General features: G+C 40.6%; 14 protein-coding genes. All 14 read right to left on the reverse strand.

What is annotated here, in order from left to right:
* Positions 1–123: 123 nt before the first annotated feature.
* Complete coding sequence (tusB, locus tag ACLKL2_RS08640; RefSeq protein WP_413694078.1) at positions 124–417, reverse strand: sulfurtransferase complex subunit TusB; 294 nt, start codon at positions 415–417, stop codon at positions 124–126.
* Complete coding sequence (gene tusC, locus ACLKL2_RS08645; protein WP_413694079.1) at positions 418–777, reverse strand: sulfurtransferase complex subunit TusC; 360 nt, start codon at positions 775–777, stop codon at positions 418–420.
* A 10-nt stretch (positions 778–787) separates the two neighbouring features.
* Positions 788–1,192, reverse strand: coding sequence for a sulfurtransferase complex subunit TusD (gene tusD, locus ACLKL2_RS08650; RefSeq protein WP_413694080.1), 405 nt, complete (start codon positions 1,190–1,192; stop codon positions 788–790).
* A gap of 9 nt (positions 1,193–1,201) precedes the next feature.
* On the reverse strand, positions 1,202–1,588 hold the full coding sequence (locus tag ACLKL2_RS08655; protein WP_113820548.1) for a RidA family protein: 387 nt from the start codon (positions 1,586–1,588) through the stop codon (positions 1,202–1,204).
* A 2,324-nt stretch (positions 1,589–3,912) separates the two neighbouring features.
* On the reverse strand, positions 3,913–8,133 hold the full coding sequence (rpoC, locus tag ACLKL2_RS08660) for a DNA-directed RNA polymerase subunit beta' (RefSeq protein ID WP_413694081.1): 4,221 nt from the start codon (positions 8,131–8,133) through the stop codon (positions 3,913–3,915).
* A gap of 80 nt (positions 8,134–8,213) precedes the next feature.
* Positions 8,214–12,251, reverse strand: a complete 4,038-nt coding sequence (rpoB, locus tag ACLKL2_RS08665; protein WP_413694082.1) for a DNA-directed RNA polymerase subunit beta — start codon at positions 12,249–12,251, stop codon at positions 8,214–8,216.
* A gap of 241 nt (positions 12,252–12,492) precedes the next feature.
* Positions 12,493–12,858 (reverse strand): 50S ribosomal protein L7/L12, encoded by a 366-nt coding sequence (rplL, locus tag ACLKL2_RS08670; RefSeq protein WP_413694083.1) that lies wholly within the window; start codon positions 12,856–12,858, stop codon positions 12,493–12,495.
* Positions 12,859–12,901: 43 nt separating this feature from the next.
* Positions 12,902–13,405: a 50S ribosomal protein L10 gene (rplJ, locus tag ACLKL2_RS08675; RefSeq protein ID WP_113818376.1), complete on the reverse strand. Its 504-nt coding sequence runs from the start codon at positions 13,403–13,405 to the stop codon at positions 12,902–12,904.
* A gap of 267 nt (positions 13,406–13,672) precedes the next feature.
* Positions 13,673–14,377 (reverse strand): 50S ribosomal protein L1, encoded by a 705-nt coding sequence (gene rplA, locus ACLKL2_RS08680; RefSeq protein ID WP_113818377.1) that lies wholly within the window; start codon positions 14,375–14,377, stop codon positions 13,673–13,675.
* 4 nt (positions 14,378–14,381) lie between these two features.
* Positions 14,382–14,810 (reverse strand): 50S ribosomal protein L11, encoded by a 429-nt coding sequence (gene rplK, locus ACLKL2_RS08685; RefSeq protein WP_113818378.1) that lies wholly within the window; start codon positions 14,808–14,810, stop codon positions 14,382–14,384.
* 283 nt (positions 14,811–15,093) lie between these two features.
* Positions 15,094–15,642 (reverse strand): transcription termination/antitermination protein NusG, encoded by a 549-nt coding sequence (gene nusG / locus ACLKL2_RS08690; RefSeq protein ID WP_113818379.1) that lies wholly within the window; start codon positions 15,640–15,642, stop codon positions 15,094–15,096.
* Between the two features lie 9 nt (positions 15,643–15,651).
* Positions 15,652–16,032, reverse strand: a complete 381-nt coding sequence (gene secE, locus ACLKL2_RS08695) for a preprotein translocase subunit SecE (protein WP_413694084.1) — start codon at positions 16,030–16,032, stop codon at positions 15,652–15,654.
* A gap of 860 nt (positions 16,033–16,892) precedes the next feature.
* Positions 16,893–18,062: a nucleotide sugar dehydrogenase gene (locus ACLKL2_RS08700; protein WP_413694085.1), complete on the reverse strand. Its 1,170-nt coding sequence runs from the start codon at positions 18,060–18,062 to the stop codon at positions 16,893–16,895.
* A 68-nt stretch (positions 18,063–18,130) separates the two neighbouring features.
* Entirely contained in the window at positions 18,131–19,087 is a 957-nt protein-coding gene (locus ACLKL2_RS08705) for a DHH family phosphoesterase (RefSeq protein WP_413694086.1), read from the reverse strand.
* Positions 19,088–19,170: the final 83 nt, after the last annotated feature.

Raw genomic sequence — 19,170 nt, forward strand, 5'->3', positions numbered from 1 at the left:
AATAATTAGGCAATTGTGTTTTTGCTCACACAATAAAAAAATAGGACGATCACAGAAAAGTTAATCAAGGCTTGCTAATAAAGCATTAATAAATCAACAAGATAAATAAGGTTTTAAAGAGGTTTAAGTCCAGTTTAATTGGCTTTTACATTGTACAGTTAACGTAACAAATTCACTGTAATCGATCACTTTCCCTAATTTCACTTCAATAGCACGTGCATCAACATCAGCCGCTAACACAAACAGACGTTTATTTTCATGTAGTTGCAGTAACTTATGATGTAACTCTGAATTTGCAGCACTGGCAATCACCGCATCGCTCAGTAACAGCACAATATCAGTATCTCGCAATTGCTTAATACAGTCAGATAATGCAAAAGAACTAAAAGGTGAACGGCTAACAGTATGTAATATCATTTAAAAACTCATTAATTGATCTTGTTCAGCGAGGCGCTGCTTAATCTCTTCAGTACTTAGCAACTCAGTTTTAATAACTAATTGTTCTACTGAAATATTACGTTGCTGCAACGAAGTGGCACAAACATAAACCTGTTCAACATCGTAGAGGTCAAACATCTTCAACATAGGTTGAAAATCCTTTTGTAAAATAACATCCGCTTGATGCTTTTTTAATAACTGATAAATACCATCACCTATAAAAAAAACACTAAGTGATTCATTATATGCCGATAACGCTAAGGTTAAATCCAATGCTTCACGCGCATCACTACGACCATGTGGTGCTTGACGATTAACAATACCAACCTTCTTTTCCATACAACTCCCCTTAAAACTGTATCAGTCGATCACAACTAGCCGATAATTCCGCCAACTGCCCTAACCCACTTAACACAAAAGGTGCTTTAAGGTTGTACTGCTGTAAATCTAACTGCTTTGCTTCTGTCTCATTAACAATACCGCGACGTAAAGACGCAGATACACAAACCTCTAAAGGGAAGTTATATTGAGTTGCTAAAGCAGCCCAGCGATCAGGTAAATTTACCTCATCGCTGGCAGGTTTAATTAAATGACTTGCGGTTAACACACCATCAAGATAGAAAAACACTCCTGATATGTGATGATCAGCCGCCAATGCCGCTTCGCAAAATTGCAATGCCGTCGCCGCACTTTGATCGCTTGCCGGGTTACCCGTGACAAGCAAAGAAAATTTAATTACCTGTGAGTCTGACATAGTTAGCCTTTAAGCAGTGTAAGCAACAGCTTCAACTTCAACTAATACATCTTTTGGTAAACGTGCAACTTCAACACATGAACGAGCAGGCGCTAGTTCAGCAAAGTATTTAGCGTAAACTTCATTAAATGCAACAAAGTCATTCATATCTTTAATGAAACAAGTTGTTTTGATCACAGTGCTTGCAGAAGCACCAGCTTCTTCTAATACTGCCATCAAGTTTTTCATTACTTGCTCAGCTTGCTCAGCAACACCACCTGCAACCACTTCCATAGAAACTGGATCTAATGGGATTTGACCAGAAGTGAATACTAAGTTACCTAATTGATTAGCTTGTGAATAAGGACCAATTGCCGCAGGCGCTTTTTCAGTGTTAATAATTGTTTTAGTTGTCATAAGATACTTCCTTTGTGAATGAAATTTCGTGCCCGTATATTGAAGTAGAAGCACAATAAAAACAAGACTAAAAACAATTTGGAAAGGTTTATAAAAAAGTAGTGACAGCGATTAAACGAAGCTTTATATCAGGGGTGAATTAACCGACAGGTTAGCCTCCTGAGCGAGTAAGCTCTGCCCCCTTTTTTTAGCCTGCAGATCTTTTTGCGTTTGTATTTAAACTCTTTTTATATAGCTTCTTTTACAAAGTAACAAACCAAAACCAACACACAAAAACAAAACACTGCAGACTAAAGTCAGCGCCCCTTAAAGATGTGTCGTAACCTTAATTGATATCGATAACACTTAAAACATGTTTCTCATGATCCACAAACAAACGTAAAAAAGAGCGACAGCTATCAAGCGAAGCTTGATATTAGGGGCGAAGGCTTTAGCCTTCCAGTATGCGAGTCATCGCATACGACTATTAGCCTCAATGAGCAAAGCGAACCGTCAAAAACTAAAACAACACAGACAAAATACAAAACCAAAAACAAGCAGGCTGAAGCCAGCGCCCCGAAAAAATGTGTCGCAAATTACGACGTGATTCGTCAACGGCATTAATAACAAAGCCAGAAAGTGTTTCGTATGATCCACAAACAAACGTAAAAAACAGCCGTAGCTATCAAGCAAAGCTTGATATTGGGGGCGAAGGGCGAATTAACCGTCAGGTTAGTCTATGAGCGGGTAAGCTCTGCGTACCCTTTTTCAGCCTTCCAGTATGCGAGTCATCGCATACGACTATTAGCCTCAATGAGCAAACCGAACCGTCAAAAACTAAAACAACACAGACAAAATACAAAACCAAAAACAAGCAGGCTGAAGCTAGCGCCCCGAAAAAAGGTGTCGCAAATTACGACGTGATTCGTCAACGGCATTAATAACAAAGCCAGAAAGTGTTTCGTATGATCCACAAACAAACGTAAAAACAGCGACAGCTATTAAGCGAAGCTTGATATTAGCGGCGCTGGGCGAATTAACTGTCAGGTTAGTCTATGAGCGGGTAAGCTCTGCGTACCCTTTTTTAGCCTTCCAGTATGCGAGTCATCGCATACGACTATTAGCCTCAATGAGCAAAGCGAACCGTCAAAAACTAAAACAACACAGACAAAATACAAAACCAAAAACAAGCAGGCTGAAGCCAGCGCCCCGAAAAAATGTGTCGCAAATTACGACGTGATTCGTCAACGGCATTAATAACAAAGCCAGAAAGTGTTTCGTATGATCCACAAACAAACGTAAAAAACAGCGACAGCTATCAAGCGATAGCTTGATATTAGGGGCGAAGGGCGAATTAACCGTCAGGTTAGTCTATGAGCGGGTAAGCTCTGCGTACCCTTTTTCAGCCTTCCAGTATGCGAGTCATCGCATACGACTATTAACCTCAATGAGCAAAGCGAACCGTCAAAAACTAAAACAACACAGACAAAATACAAAACCAAAAACAAGCAGGCTGAAGCCAGCGCCCCGAAAAAATGTGTCGCAAATTACGACGTGATTCGTCAACGGCATTAATAACAAAGCCTGAAAGTGTTTCGTATGATCCACAAACAAACGTAAAAAAGAGCGACAGCTATTAAGCGAAGCTTGATATTAGGGGCGAAGGGCGAATTAACCGTCAGGTTAGTCTATGAGCGGGTAAGCCCTGCGCACCCTTTTTTAGCCTTCCAGTATGCGAGTCATCGCATATATCGATTAACAACCAATAAGCAAAATACTCTAAGAAAAAATAAATATTGCAAACAATAAGATAAGGACCAACACAAAACACTGCAGACTAAAGTCAGCGCCCCAAAGTCAAAACCAACACACAAAACACTGCAAGCTGAAAAAAGGAATCACAGAGCTCTTCCGCTCATTGCTCTAGCCTGCCGACTAAAGTCAGCGCCCCAAGGTCAAAACCAACACACAAAAACACTGCAGGCTAAAGCCAGCGCCCCTAAAGATGTTTCGTAAACTACATTACATCAAAATCAACACATAAAAACACCACATGCTAAAAAGTAAAACACTACATCTATTTTGTTATTTTATACCAATTGTATTAAATAACTGATCTAAATTTTGCGCCGGAAAAATAGCTTAGTTTGAGGCGTAAGTTGATGTAAATGGTTGTTCCCTATACGAAACTTACAACGGAAAAATAAGTTGTTTTAACAAGTAAAATAGATCAGTTACTTACTATGATTGGTATTAATTGTTTCCACTGAATCCGCCTCTCAAATTACAGGCATAAAAAAAGGTGCCGAAGCACCTTTTTTAAACAATATAGTTATATTGTTGTATTACTCACCAAAATCAACGGCGTTTAGTAAGTCTGCTAAGTTTTGCTCAGCAGCTTCAACATCGATGATTGGCTCTTCTACTACAGGCTCAAGCTCTTTCGCTTTCTCTGCAGCACGAGTACGGTGATGTGCAAAACCAGTACCAGCAGGAATCAAGCGACCTACGATTACATTCTCTTTCAAGCCATGTAATTGGTCACACTTACCTGCAACAGCAGCTTCCGTAAGAACACGTGTTGTTTCTTGGAAAGATGCAGCTGAAATAAATGATTCAGTAGCTAGTGATGCTTTAGTAATACCTAGTAACTGGTATTCAAACTTAGCAACGATTTTACCTTCAGCTTCAAGTTTACGGTTTTCAATGATAACGCGTGCAACTTCAGCTTGCTCACCCACTAAGAATGCAGTGTCGCCGGCATCAGTGATGATACATTTACGTAGCATTTGGTTAACGATAACTTCGATGTGCTTATCATTAATTTTTACACCTTGTAAACGGTATACTTCTTGTACTTCGTTTGTGATGTAGTTAGCCACTGGGCTAATACCACGTAGACGAAGGATGTCATGAGGAGACTCAGGACCATCAGAAATAACCTCACCTTTTTCAATCTTCTCACCTTCGAAGATGTTTAGGTGACGCCATTTAGGGATCATCTCTTCGTATACATCACCGTCAGGTTTAGTAATCACTAAACGACGCTTACCTTTGGTTTCTTTACCAAATGATAATGTACCAGATACTTCCGCTAAGATAGCAGCATCTTTAGGTGTACGTGCTTCGAATAAATCGGCTACGCGAGGTAGACCACCCGTGATATCACGAGTTTTCGAGCTTTCTTGTGGGATACGTGCAACCGCGTCACCAACTCGTACTTTAGCACCATCTTCTAGACTAACGATTGCTTTTGCAGGTAGTGCATATTGCGCAGCAACATCAGTACCAGGAATGAATAAATCATTACCTTTAGCATCAACTAGTTTAGTCATTGGACGCATTTCTTTACCAGCACTTGGACGTTGTGCAGGGTCAATAACAACAATACTAGATAGACCAGTTAGTTCATCTGTTTGTTTGTCAATGGTAACGCCTTCAATGAAGTCTAGGAACTCAATCGTACCTTCTACCTCAGTGATGATTGGATGTGTATGCGGGTCCCAGTTAGCGATAATTTCGCCAGCTGTGATCGCTTCGCCATCTGCTTTTTCAAGTACAGCACCGTAAGGTAAACGATGGTTTTCTTTCGTACGACCTAGTTCATCGATTACTGTTAATTCAGTAGAACGAGATGTGATAACTACTTTGTTATCAGAGTTAGTTACAAACTTAGCGTTATGTAATTTAACTTTACCAGAGTTCTTAACTTGAATACTGTTTTCAGATGCCGCTCGAGATGCAGCACCACCGATGTGGAACGTACGCATCGTTAACTGTGTACCTGGTTCACCGATTGATTGTGCAGCCATAACACCTACAGCTTCACCTTGACCAACCATGTGTCCACGAGCCAAGTCACGGCCGTAACATTGTGCACAAGCACCGAAGTCAGTGTGACAAGTAATTACTGAGCGAACCCATACTTGGTCAACAGAGGCTTCTTCGATTAAGTCACAGTATTTTTCGTCTAGTAATACGTTACGTGCGATTAATACTTCGTTATCTGTACCTGGTTTGATGATGTCACGAGCAACAACACGACCTAGTACACGTTCACGAAGTGGTTCAACAACGTCACCACCTTGAATTAACGGTGTTACTAATAGACCTTCTTCACTTCCACAATCTTCTTCTGTGATAACTAAATCTTGAGCAATATCAACAAGACGACGAGTTAGGTAACCCGAGTTTGCTGTTTTAAGTGCGGTATCGGCTAGACCTTTACGTGCACCATGCGTCGAGATAAAGTACTGAAGTACGTTTAGACCTTCACGGAAGTTAGCTACGATAGGTGTTTCGATGATTGAACCGTCCGGTTTAGCCATCAGACCACGCATACCCGCTAGCTGACGAATCTGAGCGGCACTACCACGTGCGCCCGAGTCGGCCATCATGTAAACGCTGTTAAACGAATCTTGCTGAACTTCTTCACCTTTCGCTGTTAAGACTGTGTCTTTAGAAAGGTTTTCCATCATCGCTTTAGCAACTTGCTCATTCGCACTTGCCCAGATATCGATAACTTTGTTGTAACGCTCACCCGCAGTAACAAGACCGGCTTGGAATTGCTCTTGGATTTCTAGTACTTCCGCTTCAGCTTCGTCAACTAATGTTTTCTTAGCGTCAGGGATAACCATATCGTTAATACCAACAGAAGCACCCGATAGAGTTGCGTACTCAAAACCTGTGTACATTAATTGGTCAGCAAAGATAACAGTATCTTTAATACCCAGTAGACGGTAACAAGCATTCAATACGTTAGAGATTGCTTTTTTGCCCATGTTCAAATCAACATGCTCGAATGGTAAACCTTCAGGCATGATTAACGATAAGATGGCACGACCAATCGTCGTTTCAACTAAAGCAGTAGTTGATGTACGCGTTTTGTCTTCAGCAATGTGTACTTGCGTCATACGAACTTTAACAATTGCTTGTAAGTCTACAACACCAGCACGGTACGCTTTTTCAGCTTCTTTTGCATTTTGGAAGTACATGCCTTCACCACGTGCATTAATGCGCGTACGAGTCATGTAGTACAAACCTAATACAACGTCTTGAGAAGGTACGATAATCGGCTCACCATTTGCAGGTGATAGGATGTTGTTCGTAGACATCATCAAGGTACGAGCTTCAAGCTGCGCTTCAATTGTTAACGGTACGTGTACCGCCATTTGGTCACCATCGAAGTCGGCGTTGTATGCCGCACAAACTAATGGGTGTAATTGAATCGCTTTACCTTCGATTAATACTGGTTCAAACGCTTGGATACCTAGTCTGTGAAGTGTTGGTGCACGGTTAAGTAGCACTGGATGTTCACGGATAACACCTTCAAGGATGTCCCAAACTTCACCACCTTCACGGTCAACTAATTTCTTAGCTGCTTTGATAGTAGTAGCAAGACCTAATGCTTCTAACTTACCGTATACGAATGGTTTGAATAGCTCTAATGCCATCTTCTTCGGAAGACCACATTGATGTAAACGTAGAGATGGACCCACTGTGATTACAGAACGGCCAGAGTAATCTACACGTTTACCTAGTAAGTTTTGACGGAAACGACCTTGCTTACCTTTGATCATATCTGCAAGCGATTTTAGAGGACGTTTGTTAGAGCCAGTGATAGCTCGGCCACGACGACCATTATCTAATAACGCATCAACAGACTCTTGTAACATACGTTTTTCGTTACGTACGATGATATCTGGTGCAGCTAGTTCTAATAGACGTTTCAGACGGTTATTACGGTTAATAACACGACGGTATAAGTCATTTAGATCAGACGTAGCGAAACGACCGCCATCTAGTGGTACTAGAGGACGTAAATCAGGTGGAAGTACAGGCAGTACTGTTAAGATCATCCACTCTGGTTTGTTTGAAGACTGGTGGAAAGATTCAACCAATTTCAGACGTTTAGTCAGTTTCTTACGACGTGTTTCAGAATTAGTCGATTCTAACTCTTCACGCATACCTTTGATTTCATGCTCAAGGTCAAGATCTTTAAGTAGTGCAAATACGGCTTCAGCGCCCATCATTGCATCAAACTCGTCGCCCCATTGCTCTAGGTTATCTAGGTACTCTTCTTCAAGCAGGATTTGGCCACGCTCAAGATCAGTCATACCAGGTTCAACAACCACGAATGATTCAAAGTAAAGGATACGTTCGATATCACGTAACGTCATATCTAGCATTAAGCCGATACGAGACGGAAGTGATTTAAGGAACCAAATGTGTGCAACAGGTGATGCTAATTCGATGTGTCCCATACGGTCACGACGAACTTTAGCTTGAGTAACCTCAACACCACATTTTTCACAAATAACACCACGATGTTTAAGGCGTTTGTATTTACCACATAAACATTCGTAATCTTTGATAGGACCAAAGATACGTGCACAGAATAAACCTTCACGTTCAGGTTTAAAGGTACGGTAGTTAATTGTTTCAGGTTTTTTAACTTCACCAAAAGACCACGAACGGATCATTTCAGGTGATGCTAAACCGATTTTAATACCATCGAATTCTTTGGTTTTATTTTGTTGCTTTAAAAACTTGAGTAAGTCTTTCACGCTACTCTCCCATTAGGAGTTAAAACTAGGTGCCTCAACAAACAAGGCACCACATATGTACTTCAGCCGACTGCTATTGCTTAGCCGTTTTCTTCATCTAACTCGATGTTGATGCTTAATGAACGGATCTCTTTCAACAATACGTTGAATGACTCAGGCATGCCTGGTTCCATTCTATGGTCGCCGTCAACGATGTTTTTATACATCTTAGTACGACCATTCACATCATCCGATTTAACCGTTAGCATCTCTTGAAGAGTGTAAGCAGCACCGTAAGCTTCAAGTGCCCATACTTCCATCTCACCGAAACGCTGGCCACCGAACTGAGCTTTACCACCAAGTGGTTGCTGAGTAACCAAGCTGTAAGAACCTGTTGAACGTGCATGCATTTTATCATCAACCAAGTGGTTAAGTTTTAACATGTACATGTAACCAACGGTTACTGGACGTTCGAATGGGATACCCGTACGACCATCAGTTAGTTGTAATTGACCAGATTCTGGTAAATCAGCTAAACGTAATAGTTCACGGATTTCACTTTCGTGAGCGCCATCAAATGCAGGTGTTGCTACTGGTAAACCTTTGTATAGGTTTTTAGCAAGACGTAATACTGCGTCATCATCGAAGTCATTTAAGTCTACGTGACAAGGTGCATCGCCAAATGAGTATAGTTTTTGTACGTATTCACGTACTTTACCGATCTCAACTTCACGTTGATCTTTGATCATACGTTGCAGTTTTTCACCAACACCTTTAGCCGCTAAGCCTAAGTGAGTTTCTAAGATCTGACCGATGTTCATTCGTGATGGTACACCCAGTGGGTTAAGTACGATATCAACTGGAACACCAAACTCATCGTGAGGCATATCTTCAACAGGAACGATGTTTGAGATAACACCTTTGTTACCGTGACGACCAGCCATTTTATCACCTGGTTGTAGGCGACGACGTACCGCAAGGTAAACCTTAACAATTTTTTGTACACCAGGTGCTAAATCATCACCTTGTGTAATTTTACGACGTTTAAGATCAAACTCTTTATCGTAGTCTGCTTTAACTTCATCGTATTGTGCATTGATTTGGTCTAAGTGCGTTTGCTTTTCGTTATCAGAAAGAACGATGTCGAACCACTGTGCCTTAGGCATTTGTAGTAGACGCGCTTCTTCTTGTCCAGCAGACACTAGTACTTTCAATGCTTTTTCGTGGATTGCGTTTTCTAAGATCTTGAACTTCTCAGTTAAATCTTTCTTCGCAGCACGTAATTGCATTTCTTCGATTTCTAATGCACGTTTATCTTTCTCAACACCATCACGAGTAAAGACTTGAACGTCGATTACTGTTGCGTATGTAGAGTTAGATACACGTAGAGAGCTATCTTTAACGTCAGACGCTTTCTCACCGAAGATTGCACGTAATAGTTTTTCTTCTGGTGTAAGTTGTGTTTCACCTTTAGGTGTTACTTTACCTACTAAGATATCACCTGGTTTAACTTCAGCACCTACATAAACAATACCAGACTCATCTAGTTTGCTTAGTGCAGATTCACCAACGTTAGGGATATCCGCAGTGATCTCTTCTGTACCCAATTTAGTTTCACGTGCAATACATGAGAACTCTTGGATATGGATCGTAGTGAAACGATCTTCTTGAGATACACGCTCAGAAATAAGGATTGAATCCTCAAAGTTGTAACCGTTCCAAGGCATGAAGGCAATCTTCATGTTTTGGCCAAGTGCTAAATCACCCATATCAGTCGATGGACCATCGGCTAATACGTCACCGCGAACAATTGGCTCGCCAGGTTTACACGTAGGTTTTTGGTTAATACAAGTATTCTGATTCGAACGCGTGTATTTAGTTAAGTTGTAGATATCGATACCCGCTTCACCAGCTAGTAACTCATCATCAGCAACTTTAACAACGATACGAGATGCATCAACATAATCGATTACACCACCGCGCTTAGCGATGATAGTAACACCAGAGTCGATAGCAAGACGACGTTCGATACCTGTACCTACTAATGGCTTATCAGCACGTAGTGTTGGTACAGCTTGACGTTGCATGTTCGCACCCATTAAGGCACGGTTAGCATCATCGTGTTCTAAGAACGGGATAAGTGACGCAGCAACAGAGATGATCTGTTGTGGTGACACATCCATATAATCGATGTCATTTGGTCCCATAAAGGTAGTTTCACCTTTATGACGACACGGAATCATCTCTTCATCTAGTAAGCCATTTTCATTAACGTTAGCAGATGCCTGTGCGATAACGAAAGTACCCTCTTCGATAGCTGATAAGTATTCAACTGTATCTGAAGGTTTACCATCAACAACTTTACGGTAAGGTGTTTCTAAGAAACCGTAACTGTTAGTACGTGAGAACGTTGCTAACGAGTTGATAAGACCGATGTTTGGTCCCTCTGGCGTTTCGATTGGACATAAACGACCGTAGTGAGTTGCGTGAACGTCACGTACTTCGAAGCCAGCACGTTCACGTGTTAGACCACCAGGACCTAATGCAGAGATACGACGCTTATGTGTTACTTCTGATAACGGGTTATTTTGGTCCATGAACTGAGATAGTTGTGAAGAACCAAAGAACTCTTTAACAGCAGCAGAAATAGGTTTTGCATTGATCAGATCTTGCGGCATAGTTGCATCAAGGTCGCCTAGAGATAGACGCTCTTTAACAGCACGTTCTACACGTACTAAACCAACACGGAATTGGTTTTCAGCCATTTCACCAACACAACGGATACGACGGTTACCAAGATGATCGATATCATCTACTTCACCATTACCGTTACGGATATCAATCAGTGTTTTCATCACACTTAAGATATCTTCGTTAGATAAAATACCAGGACCTTCATCGCCATCGATACCAACACGACGGTTGAACTTCATACGACCTACTTTAGATAAGTCATAACGTTCTTCAGCAAAGAATAAGTTTTGGAATAGACCTTCAGCAGCATCTTTTGTTGGTGGCTCACCAGGACGCATCATACGGTAGATTTCTACTAACGCTTCTAAACGGTTAGTTGAAGAATCAACACGTAATGTGTCAGAGATGAAAGCACCACAATCTAGTTCATTAGTGTAGATAGCTTCGAAAGTTTTGATACCTGATTGTGCAAGTTCAGCTAATAGCTCAAGCGTGAATACATCATTTGCATTAACGATGATTTCGCCAGTTTCGCTGCTGATGTAATCTTTAGCAGATACTTTGCCTTCTAGGTGTTCAAACGGTACTTCGATGTGTTTAACGCCGTCTTTTTCAAGCTGACGAATATGACGAGCAGTAATACGCTTGCCACCTTCAACATAAGTTGTACCATTGCTCACGATGTCAAATGTAAACTGTTCACCACGTAAACGGTCTGCAATAAGAGCCATAGTGATAACACCATCTTTAATTACAAACTCAGTTGTATCAAAGAAGATGTCTAGGATTTGTTCTGTTGTGTACTCAAGTGCACGTAACATGATCGTTGCAGGTAATTTACGACGACGGTCAATACGAACAAATAAGTTATCTTTCGGGTCAAATTCAAAATCCAACCAAGAACCACGGTAAGGGATAACACGTGCGTTATATAACACTTTACCCGAACTGTGTGTTTTACCTTTATCATGGTCAAAGAAAACGCCAGGAGAACGGTGTAATTGTGAAACAATAACACGCTCTGTACCATTGATTACAAAGGTACCATTTTCTGTCATGAGTGGCATTTCGCCCATGTAAACTTCTTGTTCACGGATATCTTTAACCGTACCTGCTGGTGCATCTCGGTCATAAATAACAAGACGTAATTTTACACGTAAAGAAGCAGAGTATGTTACTCCGCGGATTTGACATTCTTTTACATCAAATACGGGATCGCCTAAACGGTAACTAACATATTGTAGTTCCGACGTACCTGAGTAACTAGCGATAGGGAAGATGCTGTTAAAAGCAGCTTCTAGGCCCACTTCTCCAGTTAGATCGACTTCAATGAATCGTTTGAATGAATCTAGTTGAATTTCCAACAAGTATGGTTTTTCCATAACTTGTGGACGTTTCCCAAAATCCTTACGAATACGTTTTTTCTCAGTATAAGAGTAACCCATGTGGTTCCTTTGCTCGCTGATAAAATTGGTCATAGTTGTCTGGCTTGGTTTGGATCTTTAATATTAGACAACGGCGGCACATTATTTTGGTGTTAATGATGCGTTCTATAACATCACCTTAAGCGTCCGATGACCGTAAAAAATAATGATAAATCACGGTATCCTATAGCGCAAAAAGGCCGGTGATTAAATAATCACCAGCCAATGCCATTTTCATGGCTAATAAGTTAGGTAGTCTAACTTATTTAAGTTCAGCAGTAGCACCGATTTCTTCTAGCTCTTTCTTGAATGCTTCAGCTTCTTCTTTAGCGATGCCTTCTTTCAATACAGCTGGGCAAGATTCAACAGCTTCTTTAGCTTCTTTCAGGCCTAGACCTGTGATGCCACGTACAGCTTTGATTGCTTTAACTTTGTTCTCACCGAATGCAGTAAGTACTAGGTTGAATTCAGTTTGCTCAGCAGCAGCTTCGCCAGCAGCAGCAGGACCTGCAGCAACAGCAGCAGCAGATACACCGAATTTTTCTTCCATTGCTTCGATTAGTTCAACAACTTCCATTACAGATAGTTCTGCAACAGCATCAATGATTTGGTCTTTAGTAAGAGACATGAGTCAATTCCTATATATAGATTATAAAATGGTATTACAGCTATTACGCTGCAGATTCTTCTTTCTGGTCGCGTAATGCAGCCAGAGTACGTACAAGTTTGCCAGCTGCAGCTTCTTTCATAGTAGCCATCAGTTTCGCAATTGCTTCGTCGTATGTTGGTAATGTCGCTAGACGGTCGATTTGAGCGGCTTCAATGAATTCACCCTCAAATGCTAATCCTTTAACTTCAAACTTTTCGTTTGCTTTAGCGAAGTCTTTTAAAAGACGTGCTGCTGCACCCGGATGTTCGTTTGAAAATGCAAGGATAGTAGGACCGGTAAACGTATCTGCCAGACATGCAAAGTCAGTACCTTCAACTGCACGACGTGCTAGTGTGTTACGAATAACTCGTAAAAATACACCGTTTGCACGTGCTGCTGCACGAAGTTCAGTCATTGCACCTACTGTTACACCGCGTGAATCGGCAGTTACAGCAGACAGAGCGCCTTTAGCAGCTTCGTTGACTTCAGCAACAATAGCTTGTTTGTCTTCGAGTCTTAATGCCATTTGGTTTTACTCCTGGATTCCACTAGGTTTTACCCTAGATAAACACCCCCACCTGATGGTGAGGCACTATTTTGGTTTCGGATCCAGTAGAATAATCTTTCTGGGGTCCGGTACCATCTACGCAGGAAATTAAGTGAATTCAAAGAATTAACACCTGCGGTCTAAGAAGGGACCTAAGGCCCTCCAAAGTAAGGTCGCATATTATACAAGCAATACGCGGCCTTGTATAGTCACTAAATGATTAATCACCTAGTGACTATAAAAAAATTACGCTACTACAGTTACTAGAGTTGCTTGGTCAACTTTAACGCCAGCACCCATAGTTGTAGATAGAGAAACTTTCTTGATGAATTGACCTTTAGCGCCTGATGGTTTTGCTTTTTTAAGAGCAATAATCAATGCTTCTAGGTTTTCTTTAATTTGTTCACCAGTAAATGTCGCTTTACCGATTGTAGAATGGATAATACCATTCTTGTCGTTACGGTAACGAACCTGACCAGCTTTAGCATTTTTAACTGCTTCTGCAACGTTAGGTGTAACTGTACCAACTTTCGGGTTAGGCATTAGGCCACGTGGACCTAAGATTTGACCTAATTGACCAACAACACGCATAGCGTCTGGTGATGCAATTACTACGTCAAAATCCATTTCGCCAGCTTTAACTTGAGCAGCAAGATCGTCCATACCAACGATATCCGCACCAGCAGCTTTAGCAGCTTCTGCGTTAGCGCCTTGTGTGAATACAGCAACACGAACTTCACGTCCAGTACCGTGTGGTAATACAGTTGCGCCACGTACGTTTTGATCACTACGACGAGGATCAACACCTAGGTTAACTGCAACATCAATGCTTTCGCTGAATTTAGCTGTAGCGAACTTTTGTAAAAGTGCTACTGCTTCATTGATTTCGTATTCTTTAGTTCCGTCAACTTCTGCACGGATAGCTGTCATGCGTTTAGATAATTTAGCCATTGTATTAACCCTCTACTTCCAGACCCATAGAACGAGCAGAACCCGCAATACAACGTACCATCGCTTCAAGATCGGCACCCGTTAAATCAACTTCTTTCGCTTTAGCGATTTCTTCAAGTTGAGCAACTGTTACTTTACCTACTTTATCTTTGTTAGGTACAGCAGAACCAGATTTGATGCCAGCAGCTTTCTTAAGTAAGTAAGATGCAGGTGGAGTCTTAGTTTCGAACGTAAAAGAACGGTCAGCATATACTGTAATTACTACAGGAACTGGAGCGCCTTTTTCTTGAGCTTCTGTTTTTGCATTGAATGCTTTACAGAATTCCATGATGTTAACACCGTGTTGACCTAGAGCTGGACCAACTGGTGGTGACGGGTTTGCCATACCAGCTGAAACTTGCAGCTTGATATATGCGGTTACTTTCTTAGCCATGATATATTACCTTTATTTGGGTATAACGCTGAAATAATCAGCTTCCCGTAAAAACGTAAGTGACTGCCTTATTGCAGCCAACTCGAACCCTGATCTGTCTGCTGTTTTAAAATGCATTAAAACAGCAAATAAATTGGGCGGCGAATTATAACGCCATCAACACCTTTTCCACAAGATCTTTTGGCGTTTTTTTAAGCGTTTTATTTAATTAAACTTCAGAAAACAAAAAAGCCAATAAGAATGACCTTATTGGCTTTTCAAAATCGCATTTAAAAATGCTTAATTAGTTCTTTTCAACCTGAGAGAACTCAAGTTCAACTGGCGTTGCACGACCAAAGATAGAAACCGATACTTTCAAGCGGCTCTTATCGTAGTCAACTTCTTCAACAGTACCAGAGAAGTCAGCAAATGGACCGTCAGTAACACGAACCACTTCACCCGCTTCAAACAACGTACGCGGACGAGGCGTATCGTGAGACTCTTGTAAACGGTTTAAAATGTTATCAACTTCTTTCTTAGAGATAGGCGCAGGACGTTCTGCAGTACCACCAATAAAGCCCATAACACGGTCGATGCTTTTCACTAAGTGCCAGCTATCGTCGTTCATAGCCATTTCAACTAAAACGTAACCAGGGAAGAACTTACGTTCACTCTTACGTTTTTGACCAGCACGCATTTCAACTACTTCTTCAGTAGGGACCAAGATTTGTCCGAAGTGCTCTTCCATCTCATTAAGACGAATATGCTCTAATAATGTTTTTTGCACACGGCCTTCGTAACCAGAAAAGGCTTGTACTACATACCATCTCTTTTTTTGAACTTCTTCAGTCATAATAAACCCTTAAATTGAGGTAGTGATAAACGAAACGACACGAACAAAAATGCCATCAAGACCCCATAGTATCAAACCAACAATGGTTGATACTGCTAAGATGATTAATGTAGTTTGTACGGTTTCTTGACGCGTAGGCCAAACAACTTTACGTACTTCAAGGCGTGCATCCTTAGCAAAGCCAAGGAACGTTTTGCCTTTTTCAGTAAATGCAGCAGAAAGAACCGCTAAAGCAGCTAGTACTAATAGTATAGCTACACGTAATACAACATGTGTTTCTTCACCGTATAAATAATTACCAACAATCACTGCCGCTAATAATAAAACGGTAATAGTCCATTTCAACCCATCAAGTGAGCTTTTGCTGTTTTCAGAATTTACTGTACTCATAACGCTTTGTATCCACTGTTAAAATTAATAATACCAATCTCAGCGCAATTGCTAAGAGGTAAAACAACGACTTATTATTTAGCCATTGTTTAATAGATGAAAGACCGCTTTTTATATTAAGCTAAGTCGCCACCTAAAAATAAAGCACGTAAGTATAAGGATTTTTCTCTCTTTGTAACCAGAAAAGATACAAAAAGTTCAATTCTTATTGATAAGTCCGATCACACAGGACCACACATCCAACTTTTGCACAGCAAAAACAGCCTAATTGAAAGTGGAAAACAGCAAAAAAAATATTGTAAATTACGCAGATAACCGCAAAAAAAGGCGCGGCAGTTATCAAGTGAAGCTTGATTTCTGGGCGCAGGGCGAATCAACCGTCAGGTTGGTCTCATGAGCGGGTAAGCTCTGCGCACCCTTTTCTTCAGCCTGCCAGTATGCGAGCCATCGCATACAACGAATGGCCACCATGAGCAAAGCGAACCCACATGCGATTCACAACCTAAAACATTAAGGTCAAAAGAAGCAGGCTAAAAAAGGAATCGCAGAGCTCTTCCGCTCATAGCACTAGGCTGTCGCCTAATTCGCCAAGCGCCCCAAAGTCAAAATCAACACACAAAAATACTGTAAGCTAAAAAAGGAATCGCAGAGCTCTTCCGCTCATAACACTAGGCTGTCGCCTAATTCGCCCAGCGCGCCTTAAAAGATGCTTCGTAACTTTAATAGGGGTTACGTAAACATTCATAACTTTACACAAACAACAAAACTAAAAAGATAAGCCCGACTTTTCCTCCACCAATAAAAAAGCCGTTGTTTATTCAACAACGGCTTTTGAGTGTTTACTTGTGTTCTATTTGTGATTAATCACTACCAAATAGGTCACGCGTGTAAACTTTATCCGCTACGTCTTTGATCTCTTCTACCATACGGTTCGATACAATCACGTCAGACATCGCTTTAAACTCTTCCAATGACTTAACCACTTTTGAGTTAAAGAAGTCATCACCTTCGAATACAGGTTCATAAATAACAACTTCGATACCTTTAGCTTTAATACGCTTCATGATCCCTTGGATACTTGAAGCCCTAAAGTTATCTGAGCCCGCTTTCATGATTAAACGGTAAATACCTACCACTTTAGGCTGTTTAGCTATGATAGAGTCCGCTACGAAGTCTTTACGTGTTGAGTTCGCATCAACAATCGCACCGATAATATTGTTTGGTACATCTGCATAATTAGCACGTAATTGCTTGGTATCTTTAGGTAAACAGTAACCGCCGTAACCAAAAGATGGATTATTGTAATGACTACCAATACGAGGGTCTAAACTAACGCCTTCAATAATTTGACGACTATTTAAACCATGTGCTTCTGCATAACTATCTAACTCATTAAAGTAAGCAACACGCAGCGCTAAATAAGTATTAGAAAATAGTTTAACCGCTTCCGCTTCAGTTGAATCAGTGAAAAGTACTTCAATATTTTCTTTAATCGCCCCTTCCACTAACAAACTAGCAAAGATTTCAGCACGCTCAGACTGCTCACCCACAACAATACGTGACGGATGTAAGTTATCGTATAACGCACGCCCTTCTCTTAAAAACTCAGGAGAAAAAATTAAATTATCACAACCTAACTCTTCTTTAATGCTCTTTGTATAACCCACTGGCACAGTTGATTTAATCACCATCACTGCATCTGGATTAATCGCCATCACTTCTTTAATCACCGCTTCTACTGATGAAGTGTTAAAGTAATTAGTAGTTGGATCATAATCAGTAGGTGTTGCAATAACAACAAACTCAGCATCTTTGTAAGCTAACTCTTTATCCAAAGTAGCAGTAAAGTTTAATGCTTTATTGGCTAAAAAATCTTCAATCTCAACATCTACAATCGGTGATTTCTTTTGATTCAGCAGCGCGACTTTCTCTGCAATAACATCAACTGCAATAACCTGATTATGTTGTGCGAGTAAGACTGAGTTAGACAATCCTACATATCCCGTCCCTGCGACTGCTATTTTTCTCATATTAGATTTCTCGACTTTGATAATTAGTAAATAATATAAATACTTAATTTATAGATAAAACGATCTAATTACCCGTAATAACTTTCAACAGTACCAATAAACTTCTCTAAAGTAGTAATTGGTAAGTGATTTACCCCTGCCGCAGCGGCTCGCCCACCACCCGTTTCGAATTGACTACAAATATCACCTGCACCTTGCTTGTTCTCTAAAGGCGCACGTAATGACACTAAATAACCACCCTGTGCATTCTTAGTTAATACAGCAAACGCACTTTTTGGTTCTTTATTCGCTAATAAATTGCCATAAACACCACTAATACGACGAGACCATTTTTGATCAGGTAATTCAAACACGCTCAAAGTATCGCTGCTATGCATAGCAGGAATCGCTAACGCTTTTTCTAAGTCATCCTGATAAGCCGCTTGTAATGCATAATATGGAGAAGCTTTATCGGTAAACACATCAAACGGACTTGGGTATTTTAATAGCGCTTGGAATAACTCGGCAGGGTCAAAGTGTAAGTCAGATAAATCAGCACCATAACCGTTATAGTTAATCAAGGTACCTAACTCTTTTAACTGCTCAGCTTGCTCTTTAGTGTACCCAGCTGCCTCACACAATTGGTCAGCTTTAGCAATTAAATTATCACCGTAAGCCGCACAAATAGCCCAGTCATGGTATTGGCCATTTAAATACTGATCGATAATTAACGCCGTACACATATTGGCATCTAAATCAATCAACGCAGTTAGGTTATCATGTTGAGGAATATCACCAGCACGGTGATGGTCGGCATAAAACACCGTTAAACCTTTATCAAGAATATCAATTAAAGGCTGCGTGTTTTTCTCCATAGAAATATCTAACACAGTAAAACTATCTTCCTCTGCTGGAGAGATAGTTTTTAATAATTGAATATTACGTTTAACACCAGTTACTAATTGAGAATCTAATGGTGTAGCTAAACGCAGTTGGATTAACGAGATAATACCATCGGCATCACCGTTAAAAATATCATAATGCATAACAAAACCTTTTCAATGGAACAGGTAACATCAAGTAATCACATTAAGTTCATCCCATTATTAATAAAATAACCAGACAACTA

Origin of the sequence: Psychromonas sp. KJ10-2 (assembly GCF_047323255.1) — a bacterium.
Classification (GTDB): domain Bacteria; phylum Pseudomonadota; class Gammaproteobacteria; order Enterobacterales; family Psychromonadaceae; genus Psychromonas.

Bases quoted from the DNA above. Each gene is read 5' to 3' on its own strand.
- rplJ (WP_113818376.1), bottom strand. From the start codon at position 13,405: ATGGCATTAAGACTCGAAGACAAACAAGCTATTGTTGCTGAAGTCAAC.
- nusG (WP_113818379.1), bottom strand. From the start codon at position 15,642: ATGACTGAAGAAGTTCAAAAAAAGAGATGGTATGTAGTACAAGCCTTT.
- tusC (WP_413694079.1), bottom strand. From the start codon at position 777: ATGGAAAAGAAGGTTGGTATTGTTAATCGTCAAGCACCACATGGTCGT.
- rpoB (WP_413694082.1), bottom strand. From the start codon at position 12,251: ATGGGTTACTCTTATACTGAGAAAAAACGTATTCGTAAGGATTTTGGG.
- tusD (WP_413694080.1), bottom strand. From the start codon at position 1,192: ATGTCAGACTCACAGGTAATTAAATTTTCTTTGCTTGTCACGGGTAAC.
- ACLKL2_RS08655 (WP_113820548.1), bottom strand. From the start codon at position 1,588: ATGACAACTAAAACAATTATTAACACTGAAAAAGCGCCTGCGGCAATT.
- rplL (WP_413694083.1), bottom strand. From the start codon at position 12,858: ATGTCTCTTACTAAAGACCAAATCATTGATGCTGTTGCAGAACTATCT.
- ACLKL2_RS08700 (WP_413694085.1), bottom strand. From the start codon at position 18,062: ATGAGAAAAATAGCAGTCGCAGGGACGGGATATGTAGGATTGTCTAAC.
- rplK (WP_113818378.1), bottom strand. From the start codon at position 14,810: ATGGCTAAGAAAGTAACCGCATATATCAAGCTGCAAGTTTCAGCTGGT.
- secE (WP_413694084.1), bottom strand. From the start codon at position 16,032: ATGAGTACAGTAAATTCTGAAAACAGCAAAAGCTCACTTGATGGGTTG.
- ACLKL2_RS08705 (WP_413694086.1), bottom strand. From the start codon at position 19,087: ATGCATTATGATATTTTTAACGGTGATGCCGATGGTATTATCTCGTTA.
- tusB (WP_413694078.1), bottom strand. From the start codon at position 417: ATGATATTACATACTGTTAGCCGTTCACCTTTTAGTTCTTTTGCATTA.
- rplA (WP_113818377.1), bottom strand. From the start codon at position 14,377: ATGGCTAAATTATCTAAACGCATGACAGCTATCCGTGCAGAAGTTGAC.